The sequence below is a fragment of the Embleya sp. NBC_00888 genome (assembly GCF_045207655.1).
GTDB lineage: Bacteria > Actinomycetota > Actinomycetes > Streptomycetales > Streptomycetaceae > Embleya.
Window position 1 is genome coordinate 5294045 of sequence record NZ_CP108784.1, and the last position, 15926, is coordinate 5309970.

Annotated in this window: 14 protein-coding genes; 6 read left to right on the forward strand and 8 right to left on the reverse strand. The window is 71.1% G+C overall.

Annotated elements, in window-relative coordinates; all coding sequences use genetic code 11:
- The first annotated feature begins 82 nt into the window (after positions 1 to 82).
- Positions 83 to 463, forward strand: coding sequence for a DUF3017 domain-containing protein (locus OG948_RS22680; protein WP_395869943.1), 381 nt, complete (start codon positions 83 to 85; stop codon positions 461 to 463).
- Between the two features lie 125 nt (positions 464 to 588).
- On the opposite strand, the gene OG948_RS22685 is transcribed toward OG948_RS22680, so the two are convergent.
- Positions 589 to 1962 carry a glutamine synthetase gene (locus OG948_RS22685; RefSeq protein ID WP_406298251.1) on the reverse strand — a complete coding sequence of 458 codons (1374 nt, stop codon included), beginning with the start codon at positions 1960 to 1962 and terminating at the stop codon, positions 589 to 591.
- A 231-nt stretch (positions 1963 to 2193) separates the two neighbouring features.
- On the opposite strand from OG948_RS22685, the gene OG948_RS22690 reads away from it, so the two are divergent.
- On the forward strand, positions 2194 to 3183 hold the full coding sequence (locus OG948_RS22690) for a malate dehydrogenase (protein ID WP_406298252.1): 990 nt from the start codon (positions 2194 to 2196) through the stop codon (positions 3181 to 3183).
- Positions 3184 to 3434: 251 nt separating this feature from the next.
- On the opposite strand, the gene OG948_RS22695 is transcribed toward OG948_RS22690, so the two are convergent.
- Complete coding sequence (locus OG948_RS22695; protein ID WP_406298253.1) at positions 3435 to 4457, reverse strand: ADP-ribosylglycohydrolase family protein; 1023 nt, start codon at positions 4455 to 4457, stop codon at positions 3435 to 3437.
- Between the two features lie 149 nt (positions 4458 to 4606).
- Here OG948_RS22695 and OG948_RS22700 point away from each other — a divergent pair, with 149 nt between their 5' ends.
- Positions 4607 to 5101 (forward strand): MarR family winged helix-turn-helix transcriptional regulator, encoded by a 495-nt coding sequence (locus tag OG948_RS22700; RefSeq protein ID WP_406298254.1) that lies wholly within the window; start codon positions 4607 to 4609, stop codon positions 5099 to 5101.
- Between the two features lie 737 nt (positions 5102 to 5838).
- Here OG948_RS22700 and OG948_RS22705 read toward each other — a convergent pair.
- Both OG948_RS22705 and OG948_RS22710 read right to left on the reverse strand, forming a co-directional pair.
- A complete protein-coding gene (locus OG948_RS22705) occupies positions 5839 to 7143 on the reverse strand; it encodes a cytochrome P450 (RefSeq protein WP_406298255.1) in 1305 nt (434 codons plus the stop codon).
- Positions 7095 to 7328 carry an SCO4848 family membrane protein gene (locus tag OG948_RS22710; RefSeq protein WP_406298256.1) on the reverse strand — a complete coding sequence of 78 codons (234 nt, stop codon included), beginning with the start codon at positions 7326 to 7328 and terminating at the stop codon, positions 7095 to 7097. Before OG948_RS22710 ends, OG948_RS22705 begins: the two co-directional genes overlap by 49 nt.
- A 236-nt stretch (positions 7329 to 7564) precedes the next feature.
- Between OG948_RS22710 and OG948_RS22715 the strand changes: the two genes are divergently transcribed.
- Positions 7565 to 8647, forward strand: coding sequence for a D-alanyl-D-alanine carboxypeptidase family protein (locus OG948_RS22715; RefSeq protein ID WP_406298257.1), 1083 nt, complete (start codon positions 7565 to 7567; stop codon positions 8645 to 8647).
- Positions 8648 to 8745: 98 nt separating this feature from the next.
- On the opposite strand, the gene OG948_RS22720 is transcribed toward OG948_RS22715, so the two are convergent.
- The 3 genes from OG948_RS22720 to trpS form a co-directional block, all read right to left on the reverse strand.
- The gene (locus tag OG948_RS22720; RefSeq protein ID WP_406298258.1) at positions 8746 to 9753 is read right to left on the reverse strand and encodes a YihY/virulence factor BrkB family protein; all 1008 of its coding nucleotides are present in this window, start codon (positions 9751 to 9753) and stop codon (positions 8746 to 8748) included.
- 75 nt (positions 9754 to 9828) lie between these two features.
- Positions 9829 to 10371 (reverse strand): 2'-5' RNA ligase family protein, encoded by a 543-nt coding sequence (locus OG948_RS22725; protein WP_406298259.1) that lies wholly within the window; start codon positions 10369 to 10371, stop codon positions 9829 to 9831.
- A gap of 10 nt (positions 10372 to 10381) precedes the next feature.
- Complete coding sequence (trpS, locus tag OG948_RS22730) at positions 10382 to 11410, reverse strand: tryptophan--tRNA ligase (protein WP_406298260.1); 1029 nt, start codon at positions 11408 to 11410, stop codon at positions 10382 to 10384.
- 580 nt (positions 11411 to 11990) lie between these two features.
- On the opposite strand from trpS, the gene OG948_RS22735 reads away from it, so the two are divergent.
- Positions 11991 to 12872: a dimethylarginine dimethylaminohydrolase family protein gene (locus OG948_RS22735; protein ID WP_406298261.1), complete on the forward strand. Its 882-nt coding sequence runs from the start codon at positions 11991 to 11993 to the stop codon at positions 12870 to 12872.
- Positions 12873 to 13031: 159 nt separating this feature from the next.
- Complete coding sequence (gene rocD, locus OG948_RS22740) at positions 13032 to 14300, forward strand: ornithine--oxo-acid transaminase (RefSeq protein WP_406298262.1); 1269 nt, start codon at positions 13032 to 13034, stop codon at positions 14298 to 14300.
- A 148-nt stretch (positions 14301 to 14448) separates the two neighbouring features.
- Here rocD and OG948_RS22745 read toward each other — a convergent pair whose 3' ends face one another.
- Complete coding sequence (locus OG948_RS22745; protein ID WP_406300318.1) at positions 14449 to 15870, reverse strand: ATP-binding protein; 1422 nt, start codon at positions 15868 to 15870, stop codon at positions 14449 to 14451.
- Positions 15871 to 15926 lie beyond the last annotated feature (56 nt).

Here is a 15926-nt window from a genome sequence, read left to right on the forward strand (position 1 = left end):
GGGCACGGGCCCGCGACGCGTGCCCGCCGCACCCGGGTCCGGCGCGGATCCGCTGCCGGCGAGATGAGGAGAGGTGGGACCTGTGGCAACCGCTCGGGGGCGACGCAAGGACGGCAGGAGGAAGGAGCCGGGCACCTACCCGCCCGAGGGCGGTGCCTCGCCGGCCGGACCGGGGCCGTTGCGGGAGTGGCCCGCGATGGTGGTCTTCGGCTGCCTGCTCGCCGCGCTGCTGACCGCCGCGCTGAACGGCTTCCGGATCGCCGCGATCCTGATCGCCGGCACCTTCCTGATCGCGGCGATACTGCGGCTGTTCGTCTCCGACGTGGGCGTGCTGGCGGTCCGCAGCCGGTTCACGGACGTGGGCGTGCTGCTGTTCTTCGGCGTCGCGGTGCTGTTGCTCGGGCTGAGCATCCCCGATCCGCTCGTCGACCTGCCGTGGGTGCCCAAGCGCACCGGCTCCTAGTACGGCACTAGTGGTGTCCTCGACGCCCTCGGTCGCCCGACGGGGGATCGCGGACACGTCCCGGGCATCGTCGGCGTCCGCCCGGCGCGTCGAGGGGTCGGCTCCTCGACGTGCCGGTGGGCGGGTCAGTACAGCCGGCGTGCGTCGGCCGCGATCTCGCTCGGGGTCATCCCGGCCGAGCGGGCGATCTCGGCGCGGCGGACCGCCGTGATCGCGTCGAACAGGATCTCGCCGAGTGCCTCGCGCAGCACCGCGCTCGCCTCCAGCGCCTCCAGCGCGGCGGCCGGCGACTCCGGCAGTCGGGGCACGCCGGCGACGGCCGACGGATTGCCCGCCACCTCCGCCGGCAGCCGCAGCTCGTCCTCGATGCCGGCCAGTCCGGCCGCGATCACCGTGCCCACCACCAGGTAGGGATTGGCCGTCGCGTCGAAGCACTTGAGTTCGGCGTTCGCGGCGTGTTGCCGTTCGCCCGCCATCCCGGTGATCAGCCGCAGCGCCGCCTCCCGGTTCTCCAGGCCCCAGCAGCGGTACGCGCCCGCCCAGCGGTCCGGGACCAAGCGCAGGTGGCCGGCCGCGCCCGGGGCGCCGATCGCCAGCAGCGCGGGCAACTCGCGCAGCACCCCGGCCAGGAACGCCTCGCCCTCGCGGGTCAGCCCCTGCGGCCCCTCGCCACCGTGGCACAGGTTCATCCCGTCGCGCCACGGCGAGAAGTGCAGGTGCGCGCCGTTGCCGACCTCGCCGGGCAGCACGCACGGCGCGAAGGAGACCGCGTGTCCGTGCCGGGCGGCGACCGCGCGGATCGTCTCGCGCACCAGCACCGTGGTGTCCGCCGCGCCGACCGGGTCCTCCGGCGCGACGGAGACCTCCAACTGGCCCGCCGCGTACTCCGGATGCACCTGCAACACGCTCACGTCCTGGGCGGCGAGCGCGCGGATCAGCTCGCGCAGTTGATCGGATACCCGAACCATCCGGGTCATCCCGTACGCGGCCTTGTGGAACGCGGGGACGAAGGAGCCGTCCGGGCCCTCGGTGCCGGTGATCCACTCGACCTCGAAGCCCATCCGCAGCGACAACCCGCGCAGCCCGGCGCGCGCGGTCATCCGCCGGGCGAAGGCACGTTGGCAGCCCGGGTAGGGCACGCCGTCCTGGGTGTACCGGTCACCCGGCGCCCAGGCCCAGCCCGGCTGCGCGGCCAGCGGGCGCAGTGCCGCCAGGTCGGGGATCAGCCGCAGATCGCCGGCCGGGCCGCCGACCAGCGAGCCGGCGGTGATCGAGTCGTCGGCGAGAAAGACGTCGAACACGGGGGAGAAGCCCACGCCGTGCGTGGCGACCGCGTCCAGGCGCGAGTACGGGATCGCCTTGACCCGGGTGATGCCGGCGTTGTCTACCCAGCCGAGCACGACCGCGTCGATCGTCTCGAGCGCGGCGGGCCGCACCGACGGCTCGAGTCGGCCGGGGGTGGGCACACAGGTCGTCTCGGTAAGGTCCGACAGATGCATGTGGTCACCCTCCGGGTGTGGGTGGCTTCGGTGAGTCACGAACCTATCGGCCGGCTCCGCGGAAACGAAAACCGGGCGGTGCAATAGGCTTCGGGGCGAACCTCACACCGGTGGTTGGCCGAGCGGCCCCGGGGCGGGAGTAATGTGGCGGCGAAAAGTATCTCGATGCCGAGCTACCGGCGGACTGCCATCGGCGTCGGATCCCGCCGCAGCAGAGGAGACCCGCGCGCAATGTCCCGTACCCCCGTCAACGTCACCGTCACGGGCGCGGCCGGTCAGATCGGCTACGCGTTGCTGTTCCGCATCGCCTCCGGTCACCTGCTCGGCCCCGACACCCCGGTGCGCCTGCGCCTTCTGGAGATTCCGCAGGCGGTCAAGGCCGCCGAGGGCACCGCGATGGAGCTCGACGACTGCGCGTTCCCGCTGCTCGCCGGGATCGACATCTTCGACAACCCGACCGACGGCTTCGCGGGTGCGAACGTGGCCCTGCTCGTCGGCGCCCGCCCGCGCACCGCGGGCATGGAGCGCGGCGACCTGCTGGCCGCCAACGGCGGCATCTTCAAGCCGCAGGGCGAGGCGATCAACGCCGGTGCCGCGTCCGACATCAAGGTGCTCGTGGTCGGCAACCCGGCCAACACCAACGCGCTGATCGCGCAGCAGCACGCGCCGGACGTACCGGCCGAGCGCTTCACCGCGATGACCCGCCTGGACCACAACCGCGCGCTGACCCAGCTCGCGAAGAAGACCGGCGTCGCGGTCACCGACATCGCGAAGCTGACCATCTGGGGCAACCACTCGGCCACCCAGTACCCGGACGTCTTCCACGCGCAGATCGCGGGCAAGAACGCCGCCGAGGTGGTCGACGACCAGACCTGGCTCGCGGACACCTTCATCCCGACCGTCGCCAAGCGCGGCGCGGCGATCATCGAGGCGCGCGGCGCGTCCTCGGCGGCGTCCGCGGCCAACGCGGCGATCGACCACGTGCACACCTGGGTCAACGGCACCGCCGACGGCGACTGGACCTCGATGGGTGTCGTCTCGGACGGCTCCTACGGCGTGCCCGAGGGCCTCATCTCGTCCTTCCCGGTGGTCTGCGAGGACGGCAAGTGGGAGATCGTCCAGGGCCTGGACATCAACGAGTTCTCCCGCGGCCGGATCGACGCCTCGGTGCGGGAGTTGGCCGAGGAGCGCGACGCGGTGCGCGAACTGGGCCTGATCTGAACCCGAGCCGGGATCCGGGCGGAACCCGAGCCGAATCCGGGTCGGGAGCCGTTCGCCGGTTCCCGGTGAGGCCTGGTCGGTGGTGACCAAGGGCGGGCCGAGCGGCCCGCCCTTGGTGTGTTCCAGGAGCCTGCTGAGCACGATCGTGCTGTGGGTGCCGAGCACCAGGGGCTCGGTGCTCCAGCCCGACGCGTGCGGATCCACCCGGGCGTGGAAGCCGCGGATCACGCCGGCCTCGCGCAGTTGGTCCACTACCCGATTCGACCGGGTTGGTGCCCGGGTCCGAACGGCTCGGCCGGCGCCGCGACCGGGAGCGGCCCGGGGCGGTAGCGGTTCTCCGGCCGTACGCCGCCGGTGTCGACCCAGGTCGGGAGCGGTTCGCGGGCGGCGAGCCAGCTGTCGGGGATGCCGCGCAGGCCCGTGCGCGACGCGACCACACCGGCCGTGATCGCGCACGTGGTGTCCACGTCGCCCATGCCCCGCGCGGTGTCCCACAGGGCGTCCTCGAGCGCGTCGAGCCGGCGTGCCGCCGTCCACAACGCGAACGGGACCGTGTCGGGCGCGCTCATTCGGGAGCCGTTGCCCAGCACGCTCACCGCGTGCGGGACCGAGGACGTGGCCGGCAGTCGGGACGCGGTCCGGATGCCCGAGGCCACGTCTCCCTCCGGCGTGTGCTCCGCCACCTCGGTCAGGAACTCGACCGGATCCGGGGCCGGTTCGTCCCGCCCCCGGGTCGCCAGCGCCGCCGCGATCGCCACCGCGACCGCGCCCGCCGCCGCCTCCGGGTGGGCGTGCGTGGTCGCGGCCGAGCGCTCGGCCGCGGCCGCGACGTGGGCGAGTCCCGCGTGCGCGTGCCACGCGCCCAACGGCGCGACCCGCATCGCGGTGCCGTTGCCCCACGAGCCCTGGCCCTCGAATTGACGGCGCGTCACCTCGCGCCACGGCTCACCCTCGCGGATCGCGCGCAGCACGCCGTGCATCGAGGCGCCGTAGCCGCGATGCGGGTCGGCCTCGTACGACGCGGCGAAGTGCGCGGCCAGCGCGTCCTGATCCACGTCGTCGCACAGGTGCAGGATGCGCAGCACGGACAGCGCCATCGCGGTGTCGTCCGTCCACTGCCAGAACGCGGCATCCGGAGCGATTCGGCGGGCCTGACGTTCGGTCGGGTCGGGGTGTTTGCGCCTGAGGACGAACCACTGTTCGCCGAAGGCGTCGCCCAGAGCCAGGCCATGCAGTGCGCGTGCCGCGTCGGCGACGCGTCGGGTACGGTCCATACGCTCAGCCTGTCAGCCGGTCCCGAACCGGACCAGGCATTTCCGGCACGCCCGAAGCCGCTCGCTTCCGGGAGGAAAGTGTCGGATATTGCTCAGTCTTATCTCGACATCAAGAGGCTCGGCGTCGAACGACTCGCTAGAATGAATTCATGAAAGACGAGGTCGATCGGCTTGTCGCGGCGTGGAAGCGGGAGCGCCCGGACCTCGACGTCGAACCCCTCGAAGTACTGAGCCGGGTCACCCGACTGGCGCGCCACCTGGACCGCGCCCGGCGTAGCGCGTTCTCCGCGCGCGACCTCGAACCGTGGGAGTTCGACGTGCTCTCCGCGCTGCGTCGCGACGGCGCGCCGTATCAGCTCTCGCCCGGCCAACTGCTCACCCAGACCCTGGTGACCTCCGGGACGATGACCAATCGCATCGACCGCCTCGCCGCCAAGGGCCTGGTGTTGCGACTGCCCGATCCCGACGATCGGCGTGGCGTGCTGGTCCGGCTGACCGACGACGGCCGCGATCGCGTCGACGCGGCGATGGCCGAGCTGCTCGACCAGGAACGGGCCATCCTGGCCGGCCTGACGATCGAGCAACAGGCGGCCCTGGCCGGGCTTTTGCGTTCACTTGTCGCGCCGTTCGACAACCACGCCTGAAACAAACCTCTTTGGCCATTTCGTAGCCTTGATTCACTCTTAGTGATCAATTGTGTCAAGGACCCGTTGTGTGTCGGGAACGGCTCCCTGTAGACAAGTCCCTGTTGGGAAGCGGACCGCAAGGGTCCGCCTCGGGGAACAGGAGCAGGGCATGACGTCCATCATTCGCCCGGTCGGCGGGACGCGTCGCGAGCGGCGTTCGGCGTGCGACCGGACCGACCGACCCACTCCCGCCGAACTCGCCGCCCTGACCGGGCACGACTAGCGCCGGTCGACCGGGGCTCGGGCCGGGGGGCTCGGCTCGGGGGTCGGACTCGGGGTTCGGGCCGGGGGGTTCGGGTTCGGGGGTCGGAGGAACCGGGAGGGGTTCCGTCAGGGGGAGCGACTCCGCACCCGATCCGCGAAGGCGTCTTGGGGAAGTAACGCCGGAGTGGGTCGGAACGTGGTTGTCGAGGAGTGACGCGCCGGGGGCGTGGGGTGCGGGGCACAGCGGGAACGCGGGGGACACAGGGGAAATGGGGCGGGGAACCGGGGCGGGGACGACCGGGGCGGAAAAGTGGGAGGGAAACCGGGAGGGGACCGGGCGGGGAAGCGCGCGCAGGGGGCGATTCGGGGAGAAAGGCAGCCGGGATCACGCACGACGGCGGGCCGGCGGATGACGATCCGCCGGCCCGCCGTCGATGTCGTCCATACCTGCGATGGAGGTGATTGCGACTACGTCTTCGCATGCCTCCCGACTACGTCTCCGGCGTGAACGTCACCGGCAGCCGCTGCAGCCCGCGCATGATCAGCCCACCCCGCCACCGCAGTTCGTCCTTCGGCAGCGCGAGCCGCACGTCCGGCAGCCGATCCAGCAACGTGCCGATCGCGATCTGTCCTTCGAGCCGGGCCAGCGGCGCGCCGATGCAGTAGTGGATGCCGTGCCCGAACGCGAGGTGCTGATTGTCCGCGCGTGCCGGATCGAGCAGATCGGGCACGGCGAACCGGCGCGGGTCCCGGTCGGCCGCCGCGAGTACGACGAGTACCGGTTCGCCCGCCGGGATCAGCGTCCCGCCGATCTCCACCTCGGTGGTGCTGAAGCGCCACGTGGCCACCTCGACCGGCCCGTCGTAGCGCAGCAGTTCCTCGACGGTGGGCGCGAGCAGCGTGGGGTCGGCCCGTACCGCGAGTCGCTCGGCGTCGTGCGTGAGCAGCGTCAGCAGGCCGTTGCCGATCAGGTTGACCGTGGTCTCGAAGCCGGCGAAGAGCAGGATGAAGGCCATCGCGGCGGCCTCGTCCTCGGTCAGGTGTTCGCCGTGGTCGCTCGCCCGGATCAGCCCCGAGATCAGGTCGTCGTCCGCGTCGGTGAGCGTCGCGCGCTTGCGATGGATCAACTCGGCGAGGTACGTACGCATGTGCCGCACCGCCCGGGCCACCCCGCCGCGCGGCCCGGAGCCGTGCCGGATCATCATCCCGGCCCAGGTCCGGAAGTCCGCCTGGTCCTCCTCGGGCACACCGAGCAGGTCGCAGATCGCGTAGATCGGCAGCGGGAACGCGAAGTCGTGGATCAGGTCGGCCTCGCCGGCACGGGCGAAGTCGTCGAGCAGCCGGTCCGTCAGGGCCTGGATCCGGGGCCGGAACTCCTCGGCCCGACGCGGCGTGAATGCCTTGGACACCAGTCGGCGCAGCCGGGTGTGGTCCGGCGGGTCGAGGTTGAGCAGGTGCGCGCCGACGCCCGAGCGCTGTTCGCCGGGCACCCCGACCTTGCCCTGCTTCCAGGCCGCCTCCGAGCGCCGTGGGTCCTTGCTCAGTCGCTGGTCGGCGAGGGCCTGCCGGGCGTCCGCGTACCGGGTGACCAACCAGGCCTCGACCCCGCTGGGCAGCGTGGTGCGATGCACGGGCGCGTGCTCGCGCAGGTGCGCGTACGCCGGGTACGGGTCGGCGATGAACTCCCGGGAGAACAACTCGGGTCCGGCCGGCATCGCGTGCGCCGGGCAGCCCGTGGGGTCGTCGGTCACGGCTGCGGGGTCCGCGCCGCGCGCAGGCCCTTGATACCGAGCCATCCGATCGCGTTGCCCGCCACGAACGAGACGATCGTCAGGGCCAGGTGGATCAGGAAGAACGCGGTCGCGCCGTCGTTCCAGGACCGGTCGTCCGCCCAGATGTTCTTGAGGAAGTTCGGCCACAGGATCCAACTCCAGATCCCGAACAACACCAGACAGGTGGAAACACCTCGGCCGATCCTCAACGTGAAGCACCCGTTCCTCGGTCAAAACCTCAGCAAATTTGTCCCGGTTCAGTATGCGGCGGCGCGGTCGACGAACCGCAGCCGGGGGCCGCCAGTACGCTCATCACATGTCTGATTGGTTCCGGGCTTCTCGGAAGCCGGCCGTGTTCTGTGCTGCCGCGCTCGTTTTCACGTTGGGTCTTGTTCCGGCCGCTCGGGCCGCCGGGACCACCCCGGAACCACAGCCGCCATCACCGATGTCCGATCTCGGCGGCCCGCGGCTGGCCCAGCCGGGCGTACAGAGCGACCTGCCGCCGGGCGCACCCCCGTTGCCCGCCGTCGAGGGCTGGGCGTGGGTGGTCGCGGACGCGGACAGCGGCAAGATCCTGGCGGCGAAGAACCCGCACTGGAAACTGCCGCCGGCCAGCACGCTCAAGATGTTGTTCGCCGACACCGTGCTGCCCAAGATCGACCGCAACACCACCTACCAGGTGACGCCCGCCGACCTGCGCAACCTCGGCGAGGGCAGCAGCCTGGTCGGGATAAAGGAGAACGAGACCTACAAGGTCGAGGACCTGTGGCGCGGCGTGTTCCTGCGCTCGGGCAACGACGCGGTGCGCGTGCTGTGCGCGATGAACGGCGGCGTGCCCGCGACGGTGCAGCAGATGAACGAGCGGGCCAAGCAACTCCAGGCGGGCGACACGAACGTGGTCTCGCCGGACGGCTACGACGCACCCGGGCAGGTCTCCAGCGCGTACGACCTCGCGCTGTTCGCCCGCGAGGGGCTCAAGAACAACGACTTCCGCTCCTACGCGAGCACCAGGGTCGCCGACTTCCCGGGCGTGGCGGGGGCCAAGTTCCAGATCCAGAACACCAATACGATGCTCGGCCAGTACCCCGGCATGATCGGCGTCAAGAACGGCTACACCACCAACGCCGGCAACACGTTCGTCGGCGGTGCGCAGCGCGGTGGGAAAACCCTGCTGGTGAGCCTCATGCACGTCGAGGGCAAGGGCAAGACCTACGAGGACACCGGCAAGTTGCTCGACTGGGGCTTCGCCGCGCTGGCCCAGGCGAAGCCGATCGGCGCGCTGGTCGATCCGTTGTCGAGCCCGGGCGACAAGGGTGACAAGAAGGACAAGGGCTCGAAGCCGACCGATGCCAAGTCGGGCGACGCCAAGACCGCGCAGGCGGTGTCCTCTTCGGACGACGGCGGGTTCGCCTGGGGACTGTGGGCGGGCATAGGGGTGCCGGCGGCACTCGTGCTGGGGGGCGGCGTGTTGTTCGCCCTTCGGCGGCGCGAGGGGGATTCGGGCGCTCGGTTCGAGGATTTGCGGTAGGTGTCGGCGGGCTCGGATCGGCCTCGAACGCCGGCCCGGCTGATGGTGCTCGGCCCGGGACGGGTGGCCTCGCGCGTCGGCCGGGCCGGGCGGTGGGCTCAGGGGCGCTTTCGGGTGAAGCGCTCCAGCAGGATGCCGAGTGCGGCGGTGCCGGCCATCGCGAGGCCGTAGGTGCGGGCCGGGTGCGCCTGCTTCCCGCCGTAGCGGGACAGCTCCAACGGCGGTTCGGCCGCGGCCTTCTCGGCGGCGGCCTCGGCGTTCTCCCCGACCTCCGCGGCCTCTTGCGCGTTGGCCGTCCACGCCGCGCAGAACAGCAGCAGCCGGGTCACGAAGTAGATCCACAGGAGCAGCGCGACCGGCACCCCGAACGCGCCGTACGCGCTCTTGCCCGCGACGCCCGCGATGTACGAGGACACCAGCAGCTTCAACAGTTCGAAGCCGATCGCGCCGATCAGCGCGCCCTTGAGCGCGACCGACCGGCCCATGGTCAGCCGGGGCATGCCGACCAGCAGGTACAGGAACAGCACCACACTCGCGCCGACGGCGACCGCGAACGCGGCGATCTGGAGCAGGATCCGGCCGACCGGCTGGTGTTCGAGCCCGATCGAATCGGAGATCTCCCGGATCACGATGGTCGCGAACGTGGACGCGCCCACCGACAGCGCGAGCGCCAGCCCCAGGCCGATCAGCACACCCACGTCGGCGATCTTGCGCACGACCGCGTTGCCGGGTTCCTCGTCCACGTCCCACAGCGCCCGGATGGACGAGCGGGTCGCGTCCACCCACCCGGTCCCCGACACGAGCAGCACCGCGCCGCCGATCGCCCCGACCGCGCCGGCGTTGCGCACCAGCGCGTCCAGGTCGAGCTTGTCCGCGATGCCGGGGATCTGCTCGGAGATCTTGTTCTGCATGCGCTGGACCTGGGACGGGTCGAGCGCGGCGGCCACCACCGCCGCCGCCAGCGTGATCAGCGGGAACAGCGACAGGAACCCGTAGTAGGTCACCGCCGCGGCCAGCCGGTTGCCCTGCCGATCGCCATAACGCGAATACGCCCGCCACGTGGGGCCGATGACCGGGATCCTGCCCAGTCGTTCCTTGATCGCCACGGCTGACTGCTGCCCAACCGACGCCCGGCCCACACGCGACTCCGCTCTGTGACGTCCCGCGTGGCCGAGACGGCGTCACACGGGCAGGGGTCCTGGCAACGATTGGCCGAACGCGAAGTCACGTTGCGGGCGCCACACCCCGTCGGCGCCGTGCTCGTACAGGCTGAAGCCCCAGATCGGGAAGACCGCGTCGTAGTCGACGAGTTCCGCGAAGGCCAGGTCGAGCATATGGTCCGGCAGGTGGTGCGCGATGGTCACGTGCGGGTGGTACGGGAAGTGCAACTCGCGCTCCAGCGGCCCGGACCGCACCGCGGCCTCGATCCGCTCGCACTCCGGGATGCCGCGCGCGACCTGGACGAACACCACCGGCGAGGTGGGGCGGAACGTACCGGTGCTGCGCAGGTGTATGTCGAACGGGGCCTCGCCGGCGGCGACCGCGCGTAGATGTTCCTCGACCTCGGCCATCGCCTCGTCGGCCACCTCGGTGGGCGGCAGGAGGGTCACGTGGGTCGGGATGGCGTTCGCCAGCGGATCTCCGAACCCCGCGCGGCGAGCCTGGAGCTCACTGCCGTAGGGCTCGGGGATCGCGATCGATACCCCGATGGTGCGCTTCGCCATGTGTTGCGCCTCAGACTCCCATCCGGCCGGTCATCGGAGGCAGGAAGCCGACGCGGTCGTAGGTTTTGGCCAGCGTCTCGGACGCCACCACGCGGGCCTTCTCCGCACCTCGCGCGAGCAGCACGTCCAACTCGCCCGGGTCGTCCAGGTACGTGCGCACACGCTCCTGGAAGGGCGTCACGAACTCGACGAGCACCTCGGCCACCTCCTTCTTCAGGTCGCCGTAGCCCCTGCCCGCGAATCGCTCCTCCAACGCGGCGATCGAGGTGCCGGACAGCGCCGAGTGGATGGTGAGCAGGTTGGACACGCCCGGCTTGTCGGTCTCGTCGAAGCGCACCTCGGTGCCGGTGTCGGTGACCGCGCTGCGGATCTTCTTGGCGCTGACCTTGGGGTCGTCGAGCAGATTGACGATGCCCTTGGGCGCCGAGGCCGACTTGCTCATCTTGATCGTCGGGTCCTGGAGATCGACGATCTTGGCCGTTTCCTTGACGATGAACGGCTTGGGAATGACATACGTCTGCCCGAAGGTCGTGTTGAAGCGCTGCGCGACGTCGCGGGTCAGCTCCAGGTGCTGGCGCTGGTCCTCGCCGACCGGGACCGCGTCCGCCTGGTAGAGCAGGATGTCCGCGACCTGGAGCACCGGGTAGGTGAACAGGCCGACCGTGGTGCGGTCGCTGCCCTGCTTCGCGGACTTGTCCTTGAACTGGGTCATCCGCGCGGCCTCGCCGAAGCCGGTCACGCAGTTCATGATCCAGGCGAGCTGCGCGTGCTCGGGCACGTGGCTCTGTACGAACAGCGTGCAGCGCTCGGCGTCGAGGCCGGCCGCGAGCAGTTGTGCGGCCGAGACCCGGGTGCGCTCGCGCAATTCCTTCGGGTCCTGCGGAACCGTGATCGCGTGCAGGTCGACCACACAGTAGAAGGCATCGTGGCTGTCCTGGAGCGACACCCACTGGCGGATCGCACCCAGGTAGTTGCCCAGGTGGAACGAATCCGCGGTGGGCTGGATTCCGGACAGAACACGGGGACGCGTCGATGCCATGACGTCATTCTCTCAGGCGCGTGAGGCGGATCCGGTCAGGGGAGCCACGCGACCCCCGCGCCGGGCGCACAACAAAGCGCACGGGCGCCCCGGGAAACACGCAACGATCGTGCGGGGGTGGACAACACAGGCGCCTTTACTCGCCCTTCGGGCGCGACCTAGGCTGGGCAGGGCCGATACAGAGGGTCGTCGACCGCACATCCACGGTGACGACCGCGCGGCTCTCGGCCTGCCGCCAAGCACCGGCCTGCCGTCCTGCACGGCTACACCGACGGCGCGGCACATCGACGTGGGTCGCGGAGATCCCGCGCCCACGTGTGCCGCCGCCGTCCGCGAGAAGGGGATATCGCGTGCGCCTCACCTCGTGCTGCGGTCGATCGGGCCGTTCCGTCCTGCGGTCCGAGCGCATATCGACCGGAGTCGAGCGGAGCCGGCTGCCCCGGCAGCGCCGCCGAGGGTTCGTCGCGCCACGCGCCGCGGAGCTGCGGCACTACGTGATGTGCCCGCCGGTGTTCCTGGACACGCGCACGGACGCGGCGGCGCTTCGGGGCTCGGCGGCGCTCCCGGGCACCGAGGCGCTATGTGCCCGCCGGTGTTCCTGGACACGCGCACGGACGCGGCGGCGCTTCGGGGCTCGGCGGCGCTCCCGGGCACCGAGGCGCTTCGGGGCTCGCGGGGGCTCGTGGGCTCGTCGGAGGCGATCGTGTCGGACGCACGGGTGCCCGCGGGTGAGACCGGGTTCGCGGCGCGGACCACGAGCGCGATGGGTCAGTGGGAGCGGTTGCGCGGGACGCTGATCGCGCTGGGGCATCGAGTCAGCCTGGTCGCGGGTCGGCCGGGGTTGCCCGGCATGGTGTTCGCCGCGCGGGCCGCGACCGTGGTGGGTGGCCGGGTGCCGGCCGCGCGTCCGCGCTCGGCGGACCGCTCCGCCGAGACGCCGGCCTACCTGGAGTGGTTCGACCGGCACGGATTCGGGGCGGGTCTGGAACCGGTGTTCGCGCACGAGGGTGAGAGCGACCTGATCCCGGCCGGCCCGCGGCTGCCGGCCGCGGCGGGACCGCTCACGGAGCCGGCCGCGCATGCCGAGGCGCAGGCGTTCTTCGGCCTGGGGGTGCTCGCGCTCGAACTCGCCGACCCGCGCTTCGCCCGGCTCGGCTCGGCGCTGACCGTGCTCGGCGAGCACACCGCGGCCTACTGCCCGGGGGCGTTCACCCCGACCGCGCAGCGCCGACTGGCCAGGGTCTTCCCGGAACGCATCGAGGTCGACGAGGCGGACGCGCTCGCGCTCGGCCTGGACGCGGTCTCCGACGGGCGCAGCGTGGTGCTGGGCGACACCACACCGCCGCTGGCCGCCCGGCTCGCGGACCGGGGATTCCGTACGATCGAACCGGACATGTCGGCATTCGCGGCACATGGGGCGAGCGTGCGCAGTTGCGTACTGGAGTTGCGCGCCGCCCGTTGATCACGTGTGCTCGCGGGGTATCCCGTATCCACCTGCCCGCGCATGTTTTCCACATCTTGCCGTCGTTGCGTGATTTCTTCGTCTTCGTACCGTTCTCCGCCGTCGTATCGAGCTCCCCACCGTTTCGCGTACCGATCTCCACCGTTGCGAAAGGACGTCATGAGCACGCAGCACTCGCCCGTCCCCACCTCCGAGAACAAGGCCGGTGTCGGCCGCCCGGCCGGCCCCGGGGCCGAGAGCACCCGACTGATCGAGCTGGCCGAGGACTTCAGCGCGCACAATTACCACCCGCTGCCGATCGTGATCGCCGAGGCGCACGGTGCGTGGATGACCGATGTCGAGGGGCGGCGCTACCTGGACATGCTGGCCGGGTATTCCGCGCTCAACTTCGGGCACGGCAACGCGCGGCTGATCGACGCGGCCAAGCGGCAGCTGGATCGGGTCACGCTCACCAGCCGGGCGTTCCACAACGACCGGTTCGCGCCGTTGTGCGAACAGCTCGCGCAGCTTGCCGGCATGGAGATGGTGCTGGTGATGAACACCGGCGCGGAGGCGGTCGAGACCGCGGTCAAGACGGCGCGCAAGTGGGGCTACGAGGTCAAGGGCGTACCGGACGGGCAGGCCAGGATCGTCGTCGCGGCCGGCAACTTCCACGGCCGCACCACCACGATCGTGAGCTTCTCCACGGACGAGGAGGCACGCAGGCACTTCGGCCCGTACACCCCGGGCTTCGACGTGGTGCCCTACGGCGACGCACAGGCGCTGCGCGCGGCGATCACCGAGAACACGGTGGCGGTGCTGATCGAGCCGATCCAGGGCGAGGCGGGCGTGCTGGTCCCGCCGCCCGGCTACCTGGCCGAGGTGCGGCAAGTCACCCGGGAGCGCGACGTGCTGTTCATCGCGGACGAGATCCAGTCCGGGCTCGGTCGCACCGGCCGCACCTTCGCGTGCGAGCACGAGGGTGTGGTGCCGGACATGTACGTCCTGGGCAAGGCGCTCGGCGGCGGCATCGTGCCGATCTCGGCCGTGGTGTCCTCGCGCGCGGTGCTCGGGGTCTTCGCGCCGGGCGAGCACGGGTCGACCTTCGGCGGGAATCCGCTGGCCTGCGCGGTGGGCCTGGAGGTGCTGGAGATCCTGCGCTCGGGCGAGTTCCAGCAGCGCTCCGCCGACCTCGGCGACCACCTGCACCGCGAACTCGGCGCGCTGCTCGGCCACTCGGTGGTCGCGGTGCGCGGTCGCGGCCTGTGGGCAGGCGTCGACATCGACCCGGCCTTCGGCACCGCGCACGAGGTCTCCGAGGCCCTGATGGCCCGGGGTGTGCTGGTCAAGGACACCCACGGCCAGACGATCCGCATCGCCCCGCCCCTGGTCATCTCCAAGGACGACCTGGAGTGGTCCCTGGACCAACTGAGGGCGGTGCTGGCCTAGCACGGGGGCGGGTGAGGACGGTCGCGCAGTCGAGGCTTTCGCGGCCGTCCGTCCCACGAACGCGGTCGTCTCGGGACGGCAGGGCGTGGGCGCCTACGGGGCCGCCGTTCGGAAGCGCCGCCACGCGGAGAGCGAACGGTTCCGGGATTCACTCGGCCCGCCAAGCCCCCAGGAGTTCGGCGGGCCCGAACGTCGCCTGGAGCCCGGAGCAATCGACACCGCTTCGCGAGACGCCGACCAGGGGGATCGACTCGTCGGTGAGCGCCGCTCGGTGTTTGTGCAGCGAGGCCAGGTCGTGGGCGTCGAAGGGGGATGATTCAAGCCACTTGATCGACCCCAGGAACAGCAACCGCTTGGCCACAGGCTGCCGGTCGGCTCCCACCAGGTCGATCTCGACGTCGTTGCTTCGGGTCCAATAACCGCCGATGGCGGGCGCGGCGGGCAGGTCGCCGGCGGGCAGGATCCGGGCCAAGGCCTCTCGGATCAACGGCTCGACGGCGCGTCCTCGCCAACTGGTCCACCCGCCCCTGATCCGAGCCAGCGTGAGATCGCCGCGCATCCGCTCGATCTCCGGCATGTGCGGGTCGAGGAAGGCCAGCCAGAAACGCAGGTATGGATCCGCCACGCGATAGCGGCGCTCCTTCGAGGGGCGCAACGAGACGGGCAGTTCGGTTGCCACGACCCGCTTGTCGACCAGCAGATCCGCCGCCCTGCTCAGGGTGCTGTGCGCGAGCCCGCCGGCGGCGCGCGCGATGTTGGTGAAGGTGCGCTCGCCTGCGCCGATCGCGCGCAGCACCTCCCTGCCCATTGCCTGCGGTGGGAACTCCGCGGCGAGGGAGCGCTCGGCCGAGACCAGGAGAGCGGAGATCGGATTCTCCAACGCCGCCCCCAGGAACTCCCACATCGAAGCCCCCGGCCGCCACTCACGACAGATCAACGGCAGCCCGCCGGTGATCAGTGCGGCGTCGAACGCGTCGGCGGGTGCCAAGTCCAGCATCTCGCCGAGGTCGGCAGGGTTCAGCGGGCCGACGACCATCTCGCGTCCCCGCTGATGGAACGGGCGCTCGTAGCTGTCGAGCGCCTGCATCATCGACAGATCGGACCCCACCAGGAGCAAAAGGACCGGCTTGCGGCAGAGCAAGCGGTCCCAGGCTCGCTGGAGCATGCCCTCGAAGGCCTCGATCCGTTCCATCAGGTATGGCACCTCGTCGATCACCACGACACTCGGCGCGTCATCGGGCAGGATCTCCGCCAGGAGGCGGAAGGCCGCGTTCCACCGGCTCGGAGCCTCCTCCGCGAAGAGTGAGTGATCCGGCAGGGTGGATTGGTTCATCGAGTCGAGGAGCTCCGCCAGTTCGTCCTCGGCCGAGCCGCCGCCCGCGGTGAAGAACAGATGGGGGACCGCCGCCTGCCGGAGGAACTCCTCGACCAGGGTGGACTTGCCCACCCGGCGCCTGCCACGCATGAGCACGCATTGGCCGGGCCGTGCCGAGCCGACGGCCTCGCGGACTTCCTCGAGCGTGTCGCGAAGCGTGCGCAGTTCGCGTTTCCTGCCGATGAAGCGATGCACGAGGAGTCCCATCGGGCCGGGCGGTGACGTCGATCCGTCTAATGGTAGCGCAGTAG